Origin of the sequence: Mesorhizobium shonense, from assembly GCF_040545255.1 — a bacterium.
Lineage (GTDB): Bacteria > Pseudomonadota > Alphaproteobacteria > Rhizobiales > Rhizobiaceae > Mesorhizobium > Mesorhizobium shonense.
Genome location: NZ_JBEPLM010000001.1, coordinates 786,916 through 805,553, shown reverse-complemented (window position 1 = coordinate 805,553; position 18,638 = coordinate 786,916). Strand labels below are relative to the sequence as shown.

Annotated in this window: 20 protein-coding genes; 14 read left to right on the top strand and 6 right to left on the bottom strand. The window is 64.6% G+C overall.

The features are described 5' to 3' along the window. Positions 1-94: 94 nt before the first annotated feature. Positions 95-1,009: a LysR substrate-binding domain-containing protein gene (locus ABID26_RS04135; RefSeq protein ID WP_354413979.1), complete on the bottom strand. Its 915-nt coding sequence runs from the start codon at positions 1,007-1,009 to the stop codon at positions 95-97. Between the two features lie 97 nt (positions 1,010-1,106). On the opposite strand from ABID26_RS04135, the gene ABID26_RS04130 reads away from it, so the two are divergent. From ABID26_RS04130 to sbmA, 3 genes are all read left to right on the top strand, one after another. Then, positions 1,107-1,304: a hypothetical protein gene (locus tag ABID26_RS04130; RefSeq protein WP_292304657.1), complete on the top strand. Its 198-nt coding sequence runs from the start codon at positions 1,107-1,109 to the stop codon at positions 1,302-1,304. A gap of 72 nt (positions 1,305-1,376) precedes the next feature. Continuing rightward, complete coding sequence (locus ABID26_RS04125; RefSeq protein WP_354413977.1) at positions 1,377-2,537, top strand: YbfB/YjiJ family MFS transporter; 1,161 nt, start codon at positions 1,377-1,379, stop codon at positions 2,535-2,537. A 122-nt stretch (positions 2,538-2,659) separates the two neighbouring features. Next, complete coding sequence (gene sbmA, locus ABID26_RS04120) at positions 2,660-3,937, top strand: peptide antibiotic transporter SbmA (RefSeq protein ID WP_292367730.1); 1,278 nt, start codon at positions 2,660-2,662, stop codon at positions 3,935-3,937. Between the two features lie 17 nt (positions 3,938-3,954). Here sbmA and ABID26_RS04115 read toward each other — a convergent pair whose 3' ends face one another. Further along, a complete protein-coding gene (locus ABID26_RS04115) occupies positions 3,955-4,968 on the bottom strand; it encodes a polysaccharide deacetylase family protein (RefSeq protein WP_292372546.1) in 1,014 nt (337 codons plus the stop codon). Positions 4,969-5,170: 202 nt separating this feature from the next. Here ABID26_RS04115 and ABID26_RS04110 point away from each other — a divergent pair, with 202 nt between their 5' ends. Both ABID26_RS04110 and der read left to right on the top strand, forming a co-directional pair. Continuing rightward, entirely contained in the window at positions 5,171-5,836 is a 666-nt protein-coding gene (locus ABID26_RS04110; RefSeq protein WP_126101534.1) for a tetratricopeptide repeat protein, read from the top strand. Between the two features lie 6 nt (positions 5,837-5,842). Next, the gene (gene der / locus ABID26_RS04105) at positions 5,843-7,273 is read left to right on the top strand and encodes a ribosome biogenesis GTPase Der (RefSeq protein ID WP_354413974.1); all 1,431 of its coding nucleotides are present in this window, start codon (positions 5,843-5,845) and stop codon (positions 7,271-7,273) included. A gap of 264 nt (positions 7,274-7,537) precedes the next feature. On the opposite strand, the gene ABID26_RS04100 is transcribed toward der, so the two are convergent. Next, the gene (locus ABID26_RS04100; RefSeq protein ID WP_292372550.1) at positions 7,538-8,458 is read right to left on the bottom strand and encodes a LysR substrate-binding domain-containing protein; all 921 of its coding nucleotides are present in this window, start codon (positions 8,456-8,458) and stop codon (positions 7,538-7,540) included. A 116-nt stretch (positions 8,459-8,574) separates the two neighbouring features. Here ABID26_RS04100 and ABID26_RS04095 point away from each other — a divergent pair, with 116 nt between their 5' ends. The 7 genes from ABID26_RS04095 (at position 8,575) to ABID26_RS04065 (ending at position 14,120) form a co-directional block, all read left to right on the top strand. After that, positions 8,575-9,849, top strand: coding sequence for an MFS transporter (locus tag ABID26_RS04095; protein WP_126101531.1), 1,275 nt, complete (start codon positions 8,575-8,577; stop codon positions 9,847-9,849). A 129-nt stretch (positions 9,850-9,978) separates the two neighbouring features. Next, complete coding sequence (locus ABID26_RS04090; protein ID WP_126101530.1) at positions 9,979-11,160, top strand: cell wall hydrolase; 1,182 nt, start codon at positions 9,979-9,981, stop codon at positions 11,158-11,160. Positions 11,161-11,448: 288 nt separating this feature from the next. Next, complete coding sequence (locus tag ABID26_RS04085; RefSeq protein WP_126101529.1) at positions 11,449-11,841, top strand: AtpZ/AtpI family protein; 393 nt, start codon at positions 11,449-11,451, stop codon at positions 11,839-11,841. Positions 11,842-11,907: 66 nt separating this feature from the next. Beyond that, entirely contained in the window at positions 11,908-12,669 is a 762-nt protein-coding gene (locus ABID26_RS04080; protein ID WP_126101528.1) for a F0F1 ATP synthase subunit A, read from the top strand. Positions 12,670-12,749: 80 nt separating this feature from the next. Continuing rightward, complete coding sequence (locus tag ABID26_RS04075) at positions 12,750-12,974, top strand: F0F1 ATP synthase subunit C (protein WP_027164582.1); 225 nt, start codon at positions 12,750-12,752, stop codon at positions 12,972-12,974. 62 nt (positions 12,975-13,036) lie between these two features. After that, complete coding sequence (locus ABID26_RS04070; RefSeq protein ID WP_126101527.1) at positions 13,037-13,618, top strand: F0F1 ATP synthase subunit B; 582 nt, start codon at positions 13,037-13,039, stop codon at positions 13,616-13,618. Positions 13,619-13,628: 10 nt separating this feature from the next. Continuing rightward, on the top strand, positions 13,629-14,120 hold the full coding sequence (locus ABID26_RS04065; protein ID WP_354413963.1) for a F0F1 ATP synthase subunit B: 492 nt from the start codon (positions 13,629-13,631) through the stop codon (positions 14,118-14,120). 221 nt (positions 14,121-14,341) lie between these two features. Here ABID26_RS04065 and ABID26_RS04060 read toward each other — a convergent pair whose 3' ends face one another. Together ABID26_RS04060 and ABID26_RS04055 are read right to left on the bottom strand one after the other, a co-directional pair. Then, entirely contained in the window at positions 14,342-15,040 is a 699-nt protein-coding gene (locus ABID26_RS04060) for a ribonuclease HII (RefSeq protein WP_126101526.1), read from the bottom strand. A gap of 197 nt (positions 15,041-15,237) precedes the next feature. Beyond that, on the bottom strand, positions 15,238-16,392 hold the full coding sequence (locus ABID26_RS04055; RefSeq protein WP_292367712.1) for a PA0069 family radical SAM protein: 1,155 nt from the start codon (positions 16,390-16,392) through the stop codon (positions 15,238-15,240). A gap of 149 nt (positions 16,393-16,541) precedes the next feature. On the opposite strand from ABID26_RS04055, the gene ABID26_RS04050 reads away from it, so the two are divergent. Further along, positions 16,542-17,045 carry a glycosyltransferase family 2 protein gene (locus ABID26_RS04050; RefSeq protein ID WP_292301459.1) on the top strand — a complete coding sequence of 168 codons (504 nt, stop codon included), beginning with the start codon at positions 16,542-16,544 and terminating at the stop codon, positions 17,043-17,045. Between the two features lie 180 nt (positions 17,046-17,225). Continuing rightward, a complete protein-coding gene (locus tag ABID26_RS04045) occupies positions 17,226-18,200 on the top strand; it encodes a hypothetical protein (RefSeq protein ID WP_292342022.1) in 975 nt (324 codons plus the stop codon). On the opposite strand, the gene ABID26_RS04040 is transcribed toward ABID26_RS04045, so the two are convergent. After that, positions 18,201-18,629, bottom strand: a complete 429-nt coding sequence (locus tag ABID26_RS04040; RefSeq protein WP_292342021.1) for a GFA family protein — start codon at positions 18,627-18,629, stop codon at positions 18,201-18,203. It lies immediately after the preceding gene. Positions 18,630-18,638 lie beyond the last annotated feature (9 nt).

Here is an 18,638-nt window from a genome sequence, read left to right as displayed (position 1 = left end):
ATGATCCCGAACCGGAGGACCGCGTCAGCGAAAAGTGCGCGGCGGTTTTTGCTGCGCTGACCTTCGGTTTGGAAAGGACCATGCTCAAACGAGCTTAGGCGGCGCTGTCCAATGCGCGGAACTGCGCCATGGTGGCCGCGATCTCCTCGCGGATCCAGACCTTGAAGTCGCGCACCTTGCGGCTCTCGCTTTTTGTTTCCGATGTCACAAGCCAGTAGCCGAGCCCGCTCTCAGCCCGCACGCCGAAAGGCGCGACCAGCCGACCGTCGGCCAATGCATCTGCGGTGAGCAATTGCCAGGCAAGCATCACGCCATGGCCGGCGATTGCGGACTCCAGGCAAAGCATCGGATCGGTGAAGCGCGCCCCCTTGAGGAAGGTGACAGGCTTCACCCCCGCCGCCTCGAACCAGCTGTCCCAGCTGATCATCGACCGTTCGTCGGTGATGGCGCAGGTCTGCGCCAGATCCTGGATCGACTTCAGCTTGGCCGCGATCGACGGTGCGCAGACTGGAAACATTTCCTGCGCCAGCAGCAGTTCCGCGCGCACGTCCGGCCATTTGCCGTCGCCCATCCGGATGCCTATGTCGATGTCGGAATGGTCGAGATCGGCGATCCGCCCTGATGCGTCGATGCGCAGCAAAACGTTCGGGTACCGGGCGAAATGCCGCGACAGCCTTGGCAGCAGCCATTTCGAGGCAAAGGCCGGCGCCACCGACACAACCAGCGTGCACTCGCTTGCCTCGCCGGCCAGCGCCACCGCTTGCGCGAGCTCACGAAAGCCTGCGCTGAGCCGCGCTGTGAAGACATTGCCGAATTCGGTCGGGACTAGTCCGCCGGACGTTCGCTCGAACAGCGCCTGTCCCAGTTGCTTTTCCGTGCGTTTGATCTGCTGGCTGACCGCGCTGACCGAGACATTGAGCTCGGCGGCCGCGGCGGCGAGCGAGCCCAGCCGGGCGACGGTTTCGACGGCACGCAGGCCGTTCAAATGGACGCGGTTCAGCAAAGCCATTCAGTTTTTCTAAACCCGTGGGGCCGAAATCTCAATTGAAACTTGGCAAGAAAAGGCTGATTTTAGCGAGGCTGGTCAGAGCTTGGAGGCAAATCCAATGAAGATTTTATCTTTGCTGAGGGCGCTTTCCAACACCGAGCCCAAACAGGGCCGGTATGGCGAGGACGAGATCGCCCGCTGGGTCGTCGACCCGCTGTCGCACCCGGTGCTCGACACCATGTCGGAGCGCGAGCTCGGCGACATGCCATTCCGCCTGACGGCCCGCCGCACGGCATACGAGACGGCCTGCCGCTGAAGGCGGCCTGACCGAACTGGCCCAACGCAAGCACGGTTGTTTCGCCTGCGCACACACTTATGTTGCGCTGCAATGAAAGCCGCCTCGCCATCCCCTTTGCGTCTTGCCGTCGCCGGCATGGTGGCGCTCGCCGTCGCCATGGGCATCGGCCGCTTCGTCTACACGCCGATCCTGCCCGGCATGATGGAGGAGCTCCACCTGACGCCGGCCGATGCCGGCTGGATCGCCTCGGCCAACTATCTCGGCTACCTCATCGGCGCGCTTGCCGCTGCCGGCGGCTGGGCGCACGGCCGCGAGCGTTTGCTGATGTTCGCCAGCCTTGCCGCCAGCGCAGTGCTTGCGGCCCTGATGGGTCTGAACGAGACGATGGGTGCTTTCCTCGTCGTCCGTTTCCTTGCCGGGCTGGCCAGCGCCTTCGTCATGGTGTTCATGTCGTCGATCGTCTTCAGCCATCTCGCCGAGGCCGGTCGCGGCGACCTGCAGGCGCTGCATTTCGGCGGCGTCGGCCTGGGCATCGCGGCTTCCTCGGCGCTGTTGGCCATTCTCGTTACCGAACATGCCGGCTGGGCCGCCGGATGGCTTTGGTCGGGAGCGCTTTCGGCGGCTGGCCTGCTCGTCGTCACGCTGCTCGCAGGGTCGGCCACGCCGGCCAACGGCGTCGATGGACCTGAGCCGGCATTGCCGAACGACAGGTCGCTGACGAAGATGATCCTTGCCTACGGGCTGTTCGGCTTCGGCTATGTGGTGACGGCCACTTTCCTGGTCGCCATCGTTCGCCAGGGCGGCGGCGGACGCGTCTTCGAGGCCACTGTCTGGATGGTCGCCGGCCTTGCCGGTTTTCCCTCGACCTGGTTCTGGCAGAAGCTCGCCGCCAGGACCGGGCTCTATGCGGCTTACGCCGTGAGCTGCCTGGTCGAGGTGGTCGGCGTCACCGCCAGCGTCGTCGTCAAGGGTTTCACCGGGCCGCTGCTCGCCGGCATCCTGCTCGGCGGCACCTTCATCGCCATCACGGCACTTGGCCTGCAGGCGGCGAGGCAGCTCGCGCCGCAGGCGCCGCGCCGCATCTTCGCGGTGATGACCGCCGCCTTCGGCCTCGGCCAGATCATTGGCCCGATCGCTGCCGGCCTGCTCGCGCAGGCCTCGGGCAATTACGTGCTTGCCTCGGCAATGGCGGCTGCCGCTTTGCTGGTGTCTGGCGTCATTGCCTGGTCGGCTGCACCAAAATCGCCATGATTTGTGGTCTTGCTCGGTGCCGGGCATCGGGCAGGGCATTTTCTTTCCCACTAATGTGTGACCTTATGCCCGCCAAACAGCAACGCCGCTGATTTGCGGTCAGACCGAGGAAACCCGTCACAGTGTTCGTATCCTTCTTCCCGCAGCCGAAGCTTTTCTTCACCTCGGCCGCCGTCTGGAGCCTCGTGGGGATCCTGTTCTGGTTCTTCGGCGGCGAGCAGCTGGGCGCTGTCTTAGGCTTCCCTCCTGCTGCGGCAGGCACGCCGCCCATCATCGGCATCGCGGTGCTGTGGTCGAAGCCGTTCCTGTGGTTCTACATCTACTTTGCCGCCTGCGTGGTGATCTTCTACGCCTTCTGGAGCTGGTACGCCCCGCACCCGTGGCAGAACTGGTCGATCCTGATGACCGCCGTCATCCTGTTCTTCATCTACTTCAACGTTCAGGTCTCGGTTGCGGTCAACAATTGGTATGGCCCGTTCTTCGACTACGTCCAGGGCCTGATGTCGGGAACGACGGCCTCGACCGACACGGAATTCTACAAGGGGCTGGCCGATTTCTCTTGGCTGGCGCTGGTCGGCATGAACGTGCAGGTGGTCAATGCCTTCATCGTCAGCCACTGGATCTTCCGCTGGCGCACCGCGATGAATGATTACTTCATGGCCAACTGGGGCCGGCTGCGCCACATCGAGGGCGCTTCACAGCGTATCCAGGAAGACACGATGCGCTTCTCGCAGATCATGGAGGATCTCGGCTCGACCTTCGTTCAGTCGATCATGACCCTGATCGCCTTCCTTCCGGTTTTGATTCAACTGCAGGCTCACATCACCGAATTGCCGATCATCGGCACGGTCCCGCAGCCACTGGTCATTGCCGCATTGGGTTGGTGTCTGTTCGGAACGATTTCCGTCATGGTGGCGGGTCTCAAGCTGCCGGGCTTGCAGTTCCGCAACCAGCGTGTCGAGGCAGCCTATCGTAAGGAGCTTGTCTACGGCGAAGATCATGCCGACCGGGCTCAGCCGGCGACGACGACACAATTGTTCACCAATGTCCGCCGCAATTATTTCAAGCTATATTTCCACTACATCTATTTCAACGTTGTTCGTTATACCTACCTGCAGGCCGACAACATCTTCTCGCTGCTGATCCTCGGGCCTTCGCTGGTCGCGCACAAGATCACGTTCGGCGCGCTGAACCAGATATCGAACGCGTTCGGCAAGGTGACGAATTCGCTGCAGTTCCTGTTGAATTCCTGGTCGACGATTGTCGAACTGCAATCTGTGCACAAACGTTTGCGTGCCTTCGAGGCGACGCTGCAAGGCGAACAGCTGCCGGTTATCGATCAGCATTATCTAGAACGCGAGCAGGCTGGCATGCGCCCCGAAGATCAGCCGGTAAGTTAGGGCGCGGCTGTGTCCCGTCAGCCGCCCACTGCTGCCTGTGCCTGGCCCGCTCGCTGCCGCGCGACATAGTCGCGGAAGCTGATGCACTCGACCTGCTGCATGACGCAGACCTCATCGGCAAAGCGCTCGAGCGCGCTCCAGTAGGCGCCGTCATTCATCTGGGTGAAGTGGAAGCCGAGTTCCAGCGGCAGGCGCTTGCCGTCGTATTGGGCATCGAAGGCGGCGCGGAAGGCGTGGTAGGCGCGGTCGGCAAACTCGTCCGCCTTGGCCGGCATCTCGAAGCCGCCGGAATGGCGGACATAGAGGTTGTAGTCCATGGCGACCACCGGCTTCGACCTCGACCCTTCCGGGATCAGCGGCAGCGCAAAGCGGGTGGTGCCGTTCTTCGTCGGCGGCAGGGCAGGGCCGTTCGAGACCCCGCTTGCGTCATAGTGGAAGCCGGCCTCGGGCAGCGCTTCGTAAAGCGCCCTGTCGGTCGACAGGTACGGCGCGCGAAAACCGGTCACGGCATGGCGCGCGAACTCGCGCCAGCCGGGCGGCTCGGGTGAAATGCCGTTGATCGCATAGGCATTTTCGAGGATGTGCCGGAACGCGCCGAACTCTGCCAGCCAGTCGGCCTTGCTCCAGTCCTTGCCGTCGAAATGGCCGCAGGCATGGCTGCCGATGTCGTGGCCTTCGCTTGCCGCGAGCCCGATCTGCTCCAGCCGGTCCGCCACCTCCTGCTTCGAGGCGGCGAAGCCGATATTGGATTTGCCGGCGCCCTTGCCGGGCGCGACGTATTGTCCGCGCGTCTCCGGCGAGAGCAGGAAGACGCAGGACAGAAAATAGGTGAAGCGCGCGCCGGTGCGCTTCGCCAGCGCACGGCTGCGTTCCCATTGCGAGATCTCGCGCGCGCTGTCGAAGGAGATCAGCACGATCTGCTTTGGCTTCGCCGATATGGGCTGCCGCGATTTGGGCGGATCGGCGAAAGCCGCACCAATGGTGGCAAACGCGGCGAGACTGAACGCAAGGACGCGGAACGGATGTGGCACTGGCAACCTTTGGGCGATCTTTCGGACTATTCCAAAGCCGGCTATCGGCCAAATGTGGCACCGGTGCGTTCCGGCTCGCCTGGAAACCGCCTTGGCTCGTCCCGCCGATTTTCCACGCATCCCCCTTCCATGCCGACAAAATTTCGCTAAAACGCGGGGCTCAAGAAGCGCCTCATCCGGGGCCGCAATGGTTTTTTGATTGATGTCGGACGACAGTTTTATCCGCGAAGTGAACGAAGAGATTCGTCGCGAGCAGGCGCAGGCGCTGTGGGACCGTTTTGGCCCGGCGCTGCTTGGCCTCGCCATCCTGGTGGTGGTGGGCACGGCCGCCGTCGTTGGCTACCGCTATTGGGACGAGACCCGCGCCAATCGCTCGGGCGATGCGTTCTCGCAGGCGCTCAAGCTTGCCAATGACGGCAAGAACGACGAGGCGATCGCCGCTCTGGACCAACTGGAAAAGGATGGCTACGGCGCCTATCCGCTGCTCGCCCGCATGCGCGCCGCGACCGTCAAGGCCGACAAGGGCGACGTCGACGCCGCCGTCAAGGATTTCGACGAGGTTGCAGCCGACACTGCCATTCCGACCGGCATCCGCGACATGGCCCGCCTGAGGGCGGCGCTGTTGCTGGTCGATCACGGCTCCTTCGCCGATGTCTCCAGCCGTGTCGAGGCGTTGACCGCCGACACCAACCCGCTGCGCAGCTCGGCGCGCGAGGCGCTTGGCCTTGCCGCCTGGAAGGAAGGCAAGTCTGCGGACGCGCTCAAACTGTTCGACCAGATCTCTTCGGATGACGGCGCTCCGCGCAATGTGCGCCAGCGGGCGCAGTTGATGGCCGAACTGATCCGCGGGTCGGGCAACGCTTCGTGACCCCGGATGTCGTTCAAAGTCGCCATCATCGGCCGGCCTAATGTCGGCAAATCGACTCTTTTCAATCGGCTGGTGGGAAAGAAGCTGGCGCTTGTCGACGACACGCCGGGGGTGACGCGCGACCGTCGCGTCCACGCGGCCAAGCTTTACGATCTCCACTTCGACGTCATCGACACCGCCGGCTTCGAGGATGCGGCGGCTTCCACGCTGCCCGGCCGCATGCGCCTGCAGACCGAGATCGCGATCCGCGACGCCGACCTGATCTTTTTCACCATTGACGCCAAGTCGGGCCTGATGCCCGACGACCGGACTTTTGCCGAGGTGGTGCGCAAGTCCGGCAAGCCGGTCGTGGTGGTCGCCAACAAGGCGGAAGCCCGCGGCGCTGAGGGCGGCATGCTGGAAGCGTGGGAGCTTGGCCTTGGTGAGCCGATCCCCGTCTCGGCCGAACATGGCCAGGGCATGCCCGATCTGCGCGACGCGGTGATCGCGGCCATTGGCGAGGAGCGCGCCTTCGGCGAGGACGAGGAAGCGGCAAGCGACGAGATCGCCGTCAGCGAGGTGCTGATCGGCGAGGACATCGCCGATCCAGATGCCGAGCCTGTCTATGACGACACCAAGCCGCTGCGCATCGCCGTCGTCGGCCGCCCCAATGCCGGCAAGTCGACGCTGATCAACGCGCTGATCGGCGAGGAGCGGCTGCTGACCGGCCCGGAAGCCGGCATCACCCGCGATTCCATCTCGGTCGACTGGGACTGGCGAGGCCGCCGGATAAAACTCTTCGACACGGCCGGCATGCGGCGCAAGTCGAAGGTCCAGGAGAAGCTCGAGAAGCTTTCCGTGCAGGACGGGTTGCGCGCCATCCGCTTCGCCGAGATCGTCATCATCGTGCTCGACGCCACCATCCCCTTCGAGAAGCAGGATCTGCAGATCGCCGACCTGATCATCCGCGAGGGACGTGCGCCGGTGATCGCCTTCAACAAATGGGACCTGATCGACAACCCGCAGGAGCTTTTGGCCGAGCTGCGCGAGAAGACCGAACGCCTGCTGCCGCAGGTGCGCGGCATCCAGGCGGTGACGGTCTCGGCCGAGACCGGGCGCGGCCTCGACCGGCTGATGGATGCCGTCATCAAGACACACAAGGTCTGGAACAGCCGCGTCTCGACCGGCAAGCTCAACCGCTGGCTGGAAGGCATCCTTGCGCATCATCCGCCGCCCGCCGTCGCCGGCCGCCGGCTGAAGATCAAATATGTCACGCAGGCAAAGACCCGCCCGCCGGGCTTCGTGGTGTCGTGCTCGCGCCCGGATGCGATGCCGCAATCCTATGTCCGCTACCTGTCGAACAGCCTGCGCGAGGCCTTCGACATGCCCGGCGTGCCGATCCGCATGGCGCTGCGCACCTCGGACAATCCTTTCGCCGGCAGGGCGAAGAAGCGCTGAAGGTTATCGTCCATCGCGGGGTAGCTAGGATTTTCGCAACGCTGGCGGGACAGCACCCCCCTCTGTCCTGCCGGACATCTCCCCCGCAAGGGGGAGATCAGCAGCTTTGTTCTTGGCGCGCCCTTTTCAACGTTGGTGATTGGCGAAAGCAGTGGCGAAATCCAATCTCCCCCCTTGCGGGGGAGATGTCCGGCAGGACAGAGGGGGGTGTGACGGAACGCGACGCTGGATGCTCCGATTCGCGGCGCTGCTTGTCCGAAAAAGCTAAGCGACCTTCCGCAGCCCCTCACCGGTTCGCGCCCCTTCCGGCAGCGCCTCGAGCGCCGACTGCAGCAGAATGTCGGCCAGGCGCGCCGCCACCGGATCGAGCTCGGCGTCCTTCTGATGCAGATGCAGCGCCATCTTCGGCAGCGCCGGCAACCCGAGCACGCCGGGCGCGAGCGCCCTGACATTGGCCGGCAGGCCGATATCGGTGCGGATCGTCAGGCCGAGCCCCGCCGCCACCGCCGCCCAGATGCCGCCAAGGCTGGGGCTGGAGAAGGCCATGCGCCAGGCGAGGCCGGCACGGTCGAGCGTCTCGGTCGCCACGGTTCTGAGCAGGCAGGGCGCCTCGAACACCACCAGCGGCAGCGCTTCGCGGTCTCGGGGGGCCGGCGCAACCGGTTTGGCCGGACCGATCCAGCGCGCCTGCACGTCGGCGACGTGCCGGCTATAGGGCAGCGTCGTGCCGTCGTGCCAGGCGAGCGCGATGTCGAGGCTGCCTGAAAGCACGCGCTCGGCAAGCTCGTGGCTGCGTCCGATCCGCGCTTCGATCCGCACCTTGGGATGGGCGCGGGCGAAGCGACCGAGCACTTCCGGCAGCACGGCTTCGCCGAAATCCTCCTGCAGGCCAAGCCGCACCCAGCCCTCCAGCTCGACGTCACGGATGGCGGAGGCCGCCTCGTCGTTGAGCTCGATCAGGCGCCGCGCATAGCCGAGCATGGTCTCGCCGGCTTCGGTGAGCGCCAGGCCGCGCCCCGCCTTGCGGAAGATCGGCGTTGCCGCCTGTTCCTCCAGCTTCTTCAGCTGCGCGCTGACGGCTGAGGTCGAGCGGCCAAGCCGCTCGGCCGCCTTGGCGAAGCTGCCCAGCTCCATGCCGGTGACGAAGGTCCTGAGGACGTCGAGGTCGAATGTGATGCGTCGCATGGAACCGTCCTTATTTTCAGGATTGCCGATCAAAAACTTCCTGATTTTATGGATGAAGCTATGGCGCTACATCCACCCCGTCAAGGCCGGTCGACCGGCATCACGGGAATGGAATCATGTCAGCCATCGTCACCCGCAACGACTGCCAACCGCCTGCGCGAGACACCGGAGTTTCGACCGGCCGAACCTTCGGGCCCAATCATCGCTGGAAAGTGCTGGGCATCGGTGTCGCCGCCAACGCCGGCTTCTCCGCGACCTTTTCCGGCATACCGGCAACCGCGGTGGCGATGCGCCAGGGCTACCATCTCGGCAATGCCGAGCTCGGCCTGGCGCTCGGGCTTCTCGGCCTCGGCGTGGCGCTCAGCGAACTGCCCTGGGGCGTGCTCACCGACCGCTGGGGGGACCGCCGCGTGCTATTGACCGGGCTCGGCGCCACGGCGGCATGGCTTTTCATCATGGCGATGCTCGTCGTGCCGGCGAAAACGGCCGTTCCGGGCGTTGCGCTGCTTTCGGCAAGCCTGCTCGTTGCCGGCCTGCTCGGCGGCAGCGTCAACGGCTCAAGCGGCCGCGCCATCATGGGATGGTTCGGCGAGGGCGAGCGCGGCTTTGCCATGAGCATCAGGCAGACGGCGGTGCCGCTCGGCGGCGGGCTCGGCGCGCTGGTCCTGCCGTCGCTGGCGCTTACCCTGGGCTTTGCCGCGGTGTTCGGCCTCCTGGCGGCTCTATCCGCGCTGTCAGCCTTCTTTGCCTGGCGCTGGCTGCACGAGCCGCCGGCGCAAGGCGGCGCTCACGCCAGCGCCGCAGCGAGCGGCCCGGCGCCGCTGCGCAACATCGACGTCTGGCGCATCTCGACAGCCATCGGCCTGCTCTGCTTCCCGCAGGTGGCGGTGCTCACCTTTGCGTCGGTCTTCCTGCACGACTTCGCCGGCATGGGCACGTGGGCGACCAGCGCCAGCCTCGCTATCGTGCAGACCGGCGCCATGGCGATGCGCGTCTGGAGCGGCCGCTTCACCGACCGCCACGGCAACCGCCGGCCGTTCCTGAGGCTCTGCGCAGCGCTCAGCGCGCTGGCCTTCCTGGTCCTCTGGCTGTTGGCGATCGCGGCGGCCGGACAGCCGGCGCTGATGGTGTTCCTGCCCGTCATGGTGGTCGTAGCCGGCATCTCCGTCTCGGCCTGGCATGGCGTTGCCTATACCGAGCTTGCCACGCTCGCCGGCGCCGGCCATGTCGGCACCGCGCTCAGCCTCGCCAACACCCTTGTCTTCGTCGGCTTCTGCCTGGTGCCGATCGCCATTCCCTGGCTCTTGATTGTCTTCGCATGGCCGGGCGTGTGGCTGGCGGCCGCGATCTGCGCGGCGATCGCCTGGCCGATCTTCCTGCGCCCTGCCTGATTAACCCAGCCTGATTCTTGGCCGGCTTGCCTTCAACATGAAAAAAACACGATCGATGCCGTTAACCCCGCATCAAGGTTAATGCTTCATTTTGGCTCTCCGGGGTCAGTAGCGTTTCTGGAGAGTTCCGTGCATCGACGCGTTTTAAAGCGGCTCGTCGCCGCCGCCGTTGCGAATAAACCTTCCTTCCTTCCTCCCTTGGTTCTGGGGCTCGGCTTCTGGGTCGGCTTTCCGTCCGTCGTCGCCTATCAGGACATGGCGAGCCTCGTTTCCGGGCTGGAGTCGCCCAGCCATCGCTGGAACGCCTATGTCGAAAAATCCGTCGCAGGTTCGGTGCATGCCGCCGAGATGCCGTTCGTCGATTCGGCCGCCACGGGCTCGATCTCCGGTTCCGGCGTGGCATTGCCCGGCGTCGGCACGGTGGCGTTTCGCGGCAAGGGCAACGTCGCCGGCGCCACGCCCGACGAGGACCGCGTCGTACGCGCCGATAAGAAGGGCCGCCTTGTCCAGGTGTCGCCGGTGGCGCCGCCGAAGAATTTCAGCGCCGGTTCGATCTTCGAGCGCAGCTCCTCGCTGCTCCGTCCCGCGATGGACAGCAACCTGAAGCTCACCTTCGCCAAGCCTGAGATCAAGGGCAAGGAAGTCCAGATCGCCCAGGCCTTCCATATCCGCGAGGACAAGAAGCCGGATCCCGGCCTGCCGGCGGCTCTCGTCGCTCTCGTCAACAACGACAAGCCGGATATCCTTGCCACCGCCTATGCCCAGTCGGCGCCGGACTATGCCAAGGCCTCGCCCTTCGAGGCGCTGCTGCAGGACGATCCGAACAACGGACGCTTCATCCCGCCGATGGGCAAGGGCGACCACGCATGGATGCAGAACCCGCTGCCGGCGGCCGTCTTCTCCAAGCCGGAACAGGAATGCCTCGCCAAGGGCATCTATTTCGAGGCGCGCAGCGAGCCGGTGCGCGGCCAGGCAGCGGTGGCGCAGGTGATCCTCAACCGCGTTCGCAACCCGGCCTATCCGAAGACGATCTGCGGCGTCGTCTACCAGAACGACGACTGGTTCAACCGCTGCCAGTTCTCCTTCGCCTGCGACGGCAGGAAGAAGCGCATCACCGACACGGCCTCCTATAAGACCGCCCAGGAAGTCGCCATGGCGGTGACTGCCGGCAAGATCTTCATTCCCGAGGTCGGCTCCTCGACGCATTACTACGCCAACTACGTCCATCCCGGCTGGGCGCGCGCCATGCAGCGCATGACCAGGATCGGCCTGCATATCTTCTACCGCACCTATGGCGGCGGCTGGAGCTGAGCCGTTTGGGCGGCTCGGCTGAGCCGCTTAATCGGTGCCTCCGTCAACACCGTTTATCGCTCGCCGCGCGCACCAATCGGCGCGGCTTGCCGCGCGGATTCGCGCCGAGTCCCCGCGCGGGCATAACGGGCACGATGTCGCACCTCAATAAGCCATTGATTTAAAAAGCAAAAATACAGCACTTCGAAGTTCGGCCCGTGGCTTGACGGGGGCGGACCCTCTAACTATGTTGCCGGCGACTTTAGAAGCGGACGGACGATGACAGTCTGCCCGGGCAGGGGGGTTGCGATGGCCAACAAAAACGGGCCAGACGGAACCGGAGAAACCGGCCGCGGCAAACAGCATGAAGCCGCCATCCGCGACGACGAACTTGAGCGCCGCCGGCGCGAGCTTGAAGCATCGCTTGCATCAAGACGCACGGACCGGCTCGAGGGGAAAGACGAAGCGAAAGCTGCGACCGGTTACGGTCAGGCACTGAAGCTGTCCAGCGAGTTCATCGCCGGAGTGGTGGTCGGTGTCGGCTTGGGCTGGATCATCGACCGCCTGGCGGGAACAGCGCCATGGGGTCTGATCGTCGGCCTGCTGCTGGGCTTTGGCGCCGGTATACTCAATGTCCTGCGTTCGGCGGGACTGGCGCCGCAATTCGGTCAGGGCGGCGAGCCGCCCGAGCCGAAGAAATGAGATGAGGCGCCGCAAGGCGCGAAAGCGAACTTAAGAAGCCGGTTGTGGCTTTGACGGGGATTAAAAGTGGCTGCTGCTGACAAGGTCGATCCGATCCACCAGTTCCAGATCCATCCGATCATCCCGATTCACATCGGCGGCTACGACATCTCTTTCACCAATTCCTCTCTGTTCATGGTCGCGACGATCGTCGTTGCTTCCGCCTTCCTCTACATGAGCACCGCCAGCCGCAGCCTCATTCCGGGCCGCCTGCAGTCGATCTCTGAAATGGCATATGAGTTCGTCGGCAACATGCTGCGCGACGCAGCGGGCAAGCAGGGGATGCAGTTCTTCCCGCTGGTGTTCTCGCTGTTCATGTTCGTGCTGGTCGCCAACCTCATCGGCCTGTTCCCCTATTTCTTCACCGTCACCAGCCACATTATCGTCACCTTCACGCTGGCGATCCTGGTCATCGGCACCGTCCTCGTCTACGGTTTCGCCAAGCACGGCCTCGGCTTCCTCAAGCTGTTCGTGCCGCACGGCGTTCCCGGCTATCTTCTGCCGCTGGTGGTGGCTATCGAGATCATTTCGTTCGTTTCGCGTCCCGTCAGCCTCTCGGTTCGTCTTTTCGCCAACATGCTGGCCGGCCACATCACGCTGAAGGTGTTTTCCGGCTTCGTCGTCAGCCTCAGCGCGCTGGGCGCCGTCGGCGTCGCCGGCTCGGTTCTGCCTTTAGCCATGGCCGTCGCGCTGACGGCGCTGGAACTGCTGGTCGCCTTCCTGCAGGCCTACGTCTTCGCGGTGCTGACCTGCATGTATCTGAACGACGCTCTGCACCCGAGTCACTGATCGATTTTCACCGGCGCCCCGGCGCCAGCATACCCAACATACCAACCGCAACGATTACGAAAAACCACAGGAGTTTTGAAATGGACGCAACTGCAGCAGCTGCTATCGGTGCTGGTATCGCCTGCATCGGCATGGGCGGCGCCGGCATCGGCCTCGGCAACATCTTCGGCAGCTACCTCTCGGGCGCGCTCCGCAACCCGTCGGCCGCTGACGGCCAGTTCGGCCGCCTGATCTTCGGCTTCGCCGTGACTGAAGCTCTGGGCATCTTCTCGCTCCTCATCGCGCTGCTGCTGGTCTTCAAGTAAGAAGCACACGCTGACGAAAGGGGCCGCATGGTGCGGCCCCGCCGTATGGACAGGGGAATGAGATGTTCGTGACATCTGCCTTTGCGCAAGAGTCCGCGCCGGCTGCGGCCGAAGGCGATACGCATGCCGGCACCGCCGTGCCTGCCGAGGCGCATGAAACGTTCCCGCCGTTCAATGCCGAGACCTTCCCGTCGCAGATCCTGTGGCTGGTCATCACCTTCGGGCTCTTCTATCTGTTCCTGAAGCGGGTTGTGATGCCGCGCGTCGGCGGTATCATCGATGTCCGCAACGACCGCATCACCCAGGATCTCGACCATGCCGCCAGGCTGAAGGGTGAGGCCGATGCGGCCGTTGCCGCCTATGAGCAGGAGCTGGCGGAAGCCAAGGCCAACGCCAACAAGATCGGCCAGCAGGCGAACGACGCCGCCAAGAGCGAAGCCGAAAGCACGCGCAAGAAGCTCGAGGCCGAACTCGAGAAGAAGCTCGGCGAGGCCGAGGCGAGCATCGCCTCGATCAAGGCCAAGGCCATGAAGGAAGTCGGCACGATCGCCGAGGACACCACGTCGGCCATCGTCGAGGCGCTGGTCGGCGGCAAGACCGACAAGGCCGAGATCTCGGCCGCGGTCAAATCCGCGACCCGGTGAGGAGCGCATCATGGACGCCACATCACTCGCTACGCTCTGGGCAACGATTGCCCTTATCATCTTCATCGGCGCCGTCATCTATCTGAAGGTGCCGGGCATGCTCGCCAAGTCGCTCGACACCCGTGCGGCCAAGATCAGCAGCGAGCTCGATGAAGCGCGCCGCCTGCGCGAGGAGGCCCAGCAGCTGCTCGGCCAATACCAGCAGAAGCGCAAGGAAGCCGAGAAGGAGGCCGCCGACATCGTCGCCGCCGCCAAGCGCGAGGCCGAACTCCTTGCCTCCGAGGCGCACAAGAAGACCGAGGACTATGTTGCCCGGCGCACCGCGTTGGCCGAACAGAAGATCAGCCAGGCCGAGCGCGAAGCGATCGGCGAGGTGCGCGCCAGCGCCGTCGACATCGCCGTCGAAGCCGCCCGCGCGCTGCTTGCCGCCAAGGTCGACGCCAAGGCCGGTGCAGACCTTTTCAAGTCGGCGCTGCAGGACGTGAAGGCCAAGCTGAACTGACGAGTTTCGCTTTACGGAATCGAAAAAGCCGCCTGGGCAACCCGGCGGCTTTTTGTTGTTGCGCGGATAATCTCCCCCCTCGAGGGGGAGATGTCGCCGAAGGCGACAGAGGGGGTCGTTGCGCGTAGAGCTCGACGCTTTGTACGATTAAAGAGGGCGTTGGCGCTTCACGCGCGGCGACCCTCCCTGCCTGCCGGCCATCTCCCCCTCGAGGGGGGAGATTATTCCAGCCCGGCGAAGCTCTCTTCCTCTTCCAGCACCTCGACGCCACCCAGCCTGAACGGCGCGAACGAGGCGCGGTGCAATCGTGCCACCGGGCCATGCGCCTCGATTGCCGTGCGGTGCCGGACCGTCGCATAGCCCATATGCACCTCGAAGCCATAATGTTCGTGATGGCCGCCGCAGCCGCACATCATGCGGTCGCGCATCACCTTGGCGACGATCGAGGCGGCGGCGATCGACTGCGAGCGCTGGTCGCCCTTGATCAGCGCGCGGCCCTCGCAGGGCAGACCGGGCGGCACGTCGCGGCCGTCGGCCAAAGCCAGCTTCGGCTGCAGCGACAAGCCGGCGGCGGCGCGACGCATCGCTTCCAGGCTGGCTTTCAAGATGTTGCTGTTGTCGATGCCTTCGGCGCTGATCGAGGCCATCGAAACGCTGAGCGCCGAGCCCAGGATTTTCAGGAACAGGGCCTCGCGCTGCAAATGGGTGAGGCGCTTGGAGTCGTCGAGGCCTTCCGGAATGTTGGCGGGATCAAGCACTACCGCGGCTGCCACAACCGGACCGGCGAGCGGCCCGCGGCCCGCCTCGTCCATGCCGGCGACCGGCCACAGCCCGTCGGCCATCGCCTTCGTCTCAACGGAGAAGTCGGGCTTCTCGACCATTTCGAACAAAAGCGGAGAATCGGAACGCGCGCGAGCCATGGTGCGGCGAGGTTCGCATCGGCTCCGATTCTCCGCAAGTCCCTCCGGGTCGGATGGGGCGTCGGACCGGGAGGGCACCGTCTCACGGCCGGGGGACAAGGGCCGGACGGGATTCTTGAAATCGATCGCAATTCCAGAGAGAAAAATCGCTTTATCTGGAATTGCTTGGCGCCGGCCTCCTGCGGCCGGCACAATTGTCAAAGCAGCATCAGCTGCTCGCCGGCGCCGGAGCCTGCGACGAATTGGTCGGTCCGAAGCTGCCGCCGTTCGACATTGAGTCCGAGCCGCTTGGCGGCGATCTCGAAGCGACGGCCGATCTGCCAGGCATAAGGACCGGCGCCCTTCATGCGCTTGCCCCATTCCGAATCGTAGTCCTTGCCGTCGCGCATCGAACGGATCAGCGACATCACATGCCGGTAGCGGTCCGGATAATGCCGCAAGAGCCAGTCCTTGAAGATCGGCGCCACTTCCAGCGGCAGCCGCAGTACGACATAGCCTGCTTCCCTGGCGCCGGCGGCGCGTGCCGAATCGAGGATGCGCTCCATCTCCGGATCGTTGAGGCCCGGAATGATCGGCGCCACCATCACCGAGGCCGGGATGCCGGCATCCGAAAGCTGCCTTATCGCTTCCAGCCGCTTCGTCGGCGTCGACGCACGGGGTTCCATCGTTCTCGCCAGCATGCGGTCGAGGGTCGTCACCGATAGCGCCACCTTGGCAAGGCCGCGCTCGGCCATGCGCGACAGGATGTCGATGTCGCGCGTCACCAGCGCCGACTTGGTGACGATGCCGACCGGATGGCCGCGCGCCTCCAGCACCTCCAGGATCTCGCGCATGATCCGGTACTGCTTCTCGATCGGCTGGTAGGGATCGGTGTTGGTGCCGATGGCGATGGTGCGCGGCTGGTAGCCGGGCTTCGACAATTCCCTGTCCAGCATGCGTGCCGCGTCCGGCTTGGCGAACAGCTTGGACTCGAAATCGAGCCCCGGCGACAGCCCCATGAAGGAATGCGTTGGCCTGGCAAAGCAATAGACGCAGCCATGCTCGCAGCCGCGATAGGGATTGATCGAACGGTCGAAGGAAATGTCCGGCGACTCGTTGCGGGTGATGATGGTGCGCGGCTTTTCGACCTGCACTTCCGTCTTGAACGGCGGCAGATCTTCCAGCGAGTTCCAGCCGTCGTCGAACACATGCCGGCTGACCGGCTCGAAGCGGCCGGACGGGTTGATGCCGGCGGAGCGTCCGCGATTGCGCTCGGGGCGAACGCGCATGCCGCTCTGTTCGATCACGGCATTCGCCATCTCGGCTCTGCCTGCTCCGAAGGCGGCAATATCGGCGCGGACGATTTGTTCCATTTTCGCCCTCTCCCAGGGACTGTCGGCAGGCTGTCGAATCGCTCTGTTCATGAAACTATTCCTATTTTGTCGATGAGAACAAAGCAAGAACTTTTTCGATTGGGACGCGCAACTGGCGCCGCGCCCGGCTTTCCGCTATTCGGCTAGGAATGCTCAGCGTTCTCATCGAAACCCGCAACGACGAAGAGGGTCTTGCCCGCACGCTCGCCTCGCTGATCGGCGGCGCGGTCGAAGGCGTGGTGCGCGACGTCATCGTCTGCGACACTGGTTCGACCGACCAGACTCACTACGTCGCAGAGCATGCCGGCTGCCACTATATGGCCGGCGGCGTCGCCGACGGCATCGGCCAGGCCAAGGGCGACTGGCTGCTGTTGCTCGAGCCAGGCGCGCGGCTGGCCGAAGGCTGGATCGAGGAGGTCGCCGCCCACACGGCCAAGCAGACGATGCCGGCGCGTTTTTCCCGCGCGCGCGCCAATCGCGTGCCGTTCCTAGCCCGGGTCTTTTCAGGCAACCGGGCGCTGGCCGAAGGCCTTGTCATCACCAAGCGCCAGGCCGCGGCGCTCGCGAAAAGCGCGCGCAGCGCCGAAGCTTTGGCACGCGGTCTCGCGACCAGGAGGCTGAATGCCGAGATCTGGGTGGCGCCGCCGAAGTGATGCAGGCGCCCGCAAGAGGAAAGCCGGGCAGCAGATTTCAGTCTTCATTGCTTTATTGTGCATTGCACAAAAATAAAGGCGAGGTTAGCATCCCGGCATGCGGGACAATCGGGATTGGGTAATGCCGAAGCGATAGGCGGGCGTCGCTTCGTCGAACGTCAATGCATATGAGGACCCCCGATGAATCTTGCTCCCCCAGACAATTCCGGCGCGGCCAGCCTGGAGGCCATCGCCCGCGACGGCAGCCTGCTCAGGCGCATGGTCGTGCGCATACCGACCTATCTGAAGGACCTGCGCGAAAACCCGGCCTGGCTGCCGATGTTCGTGCTGGCTCGCACCATGCCGGGGCGCCGCATCCACTGGCTGGGTGCAAAGCGAGCCCGTCCGCTCGGCAGTGCGGGTGAGACGATATTCACCGGCATCGAGCGCGGGGTCGTGGTCGAGGCGCTGCGCTCCGATGGGTTGTTTTCGGGCTTCATGCTGCCGCCGGCGATCCACGAGGAGATCGCTGCTTTCGCGCAGCGCACGCCCTGTTTCGGCAATTTCGACCGCCGTCTCGAATTCATGCCAGGCGAGCATGACGAGGCGGAAAAGCGGTTAGGCCGCTCGCTGCTCAGCGGGCACTATTTCGAGCGCATCCTGGATTGTCCGGCGGCCCTTGCCATCCAGAAGGATCCGCTGCTGCTCGACGTCGCCCGGCATTATCTCGGCGGCCAGGCGAAGCTGATCACGACGCGCGTCTGGTGGAGCTTCCCGACCGGCAAGGCTTCCAACGCCGACAAGAACCTCGCCTCGCTCGGCAAATACCATTTCGACCTCGACGACTGGCGCATGCTGAAGTTCTTCTTCTATCTGAAGCCCTGCGATGCCGGCACCGGCCCGCATGTCTATGTCCGCGGCAGCCACAGGCGCCGCGCTCTCAAGCACCAGCTGACGCTTCTGGTCGGCCACGCCGCGGATGAGGTGCTGGACGTCTACGGCCAGGAAAGCCCTGTGACGCTGACGGGCGAGGCGGGTCTCGGATTCGTCGAGGACCCGTTCGGCTTCCACATGGGCACGGTGCCGGCGCATACGCCGAGGCTGATGATGGAGATCGGCTTCGGCGTCTCGCGGCCATCGCGCCGCCGCTTCCACGGCGAGCCCGTCATTCGCTGATCAGGTCATTCCCCGGATTTCGACCGGCATCCAGGCGGTGCGGCGCCTCGCCAGACGCTGCTCGCGGCTTTCGGCATCGTATCGGACAGGGATCGGTTCGCGAGAGAATTGCTCGCGATCGTCGAGTGCGTTGACGATGACGATCGCCCTGGCTCCGTCACCGTCGCCGGCAATCGCGGCAACATAGACGCCGCATTCGCGGCACAGGAGATAGTCGGCCGTGCGCAGGCCGAAGCGATAGATCTGCAGCCGTGCTTTGTCTTCGACCGAGATGGTCAGATGCCCGTTCGGATCGGCGGCAGCGCGCGACCCATGACGGGTACAGAACGAGCACTGGCAGGCGCGGATCTCCAAGCTCGTAGGGTCGAGCGCAGTGGAGAAGCTCAGGCGGATATTGCCGCAATGGCATCCGCCGCTGTGAACGGCCATGGCAAAGGT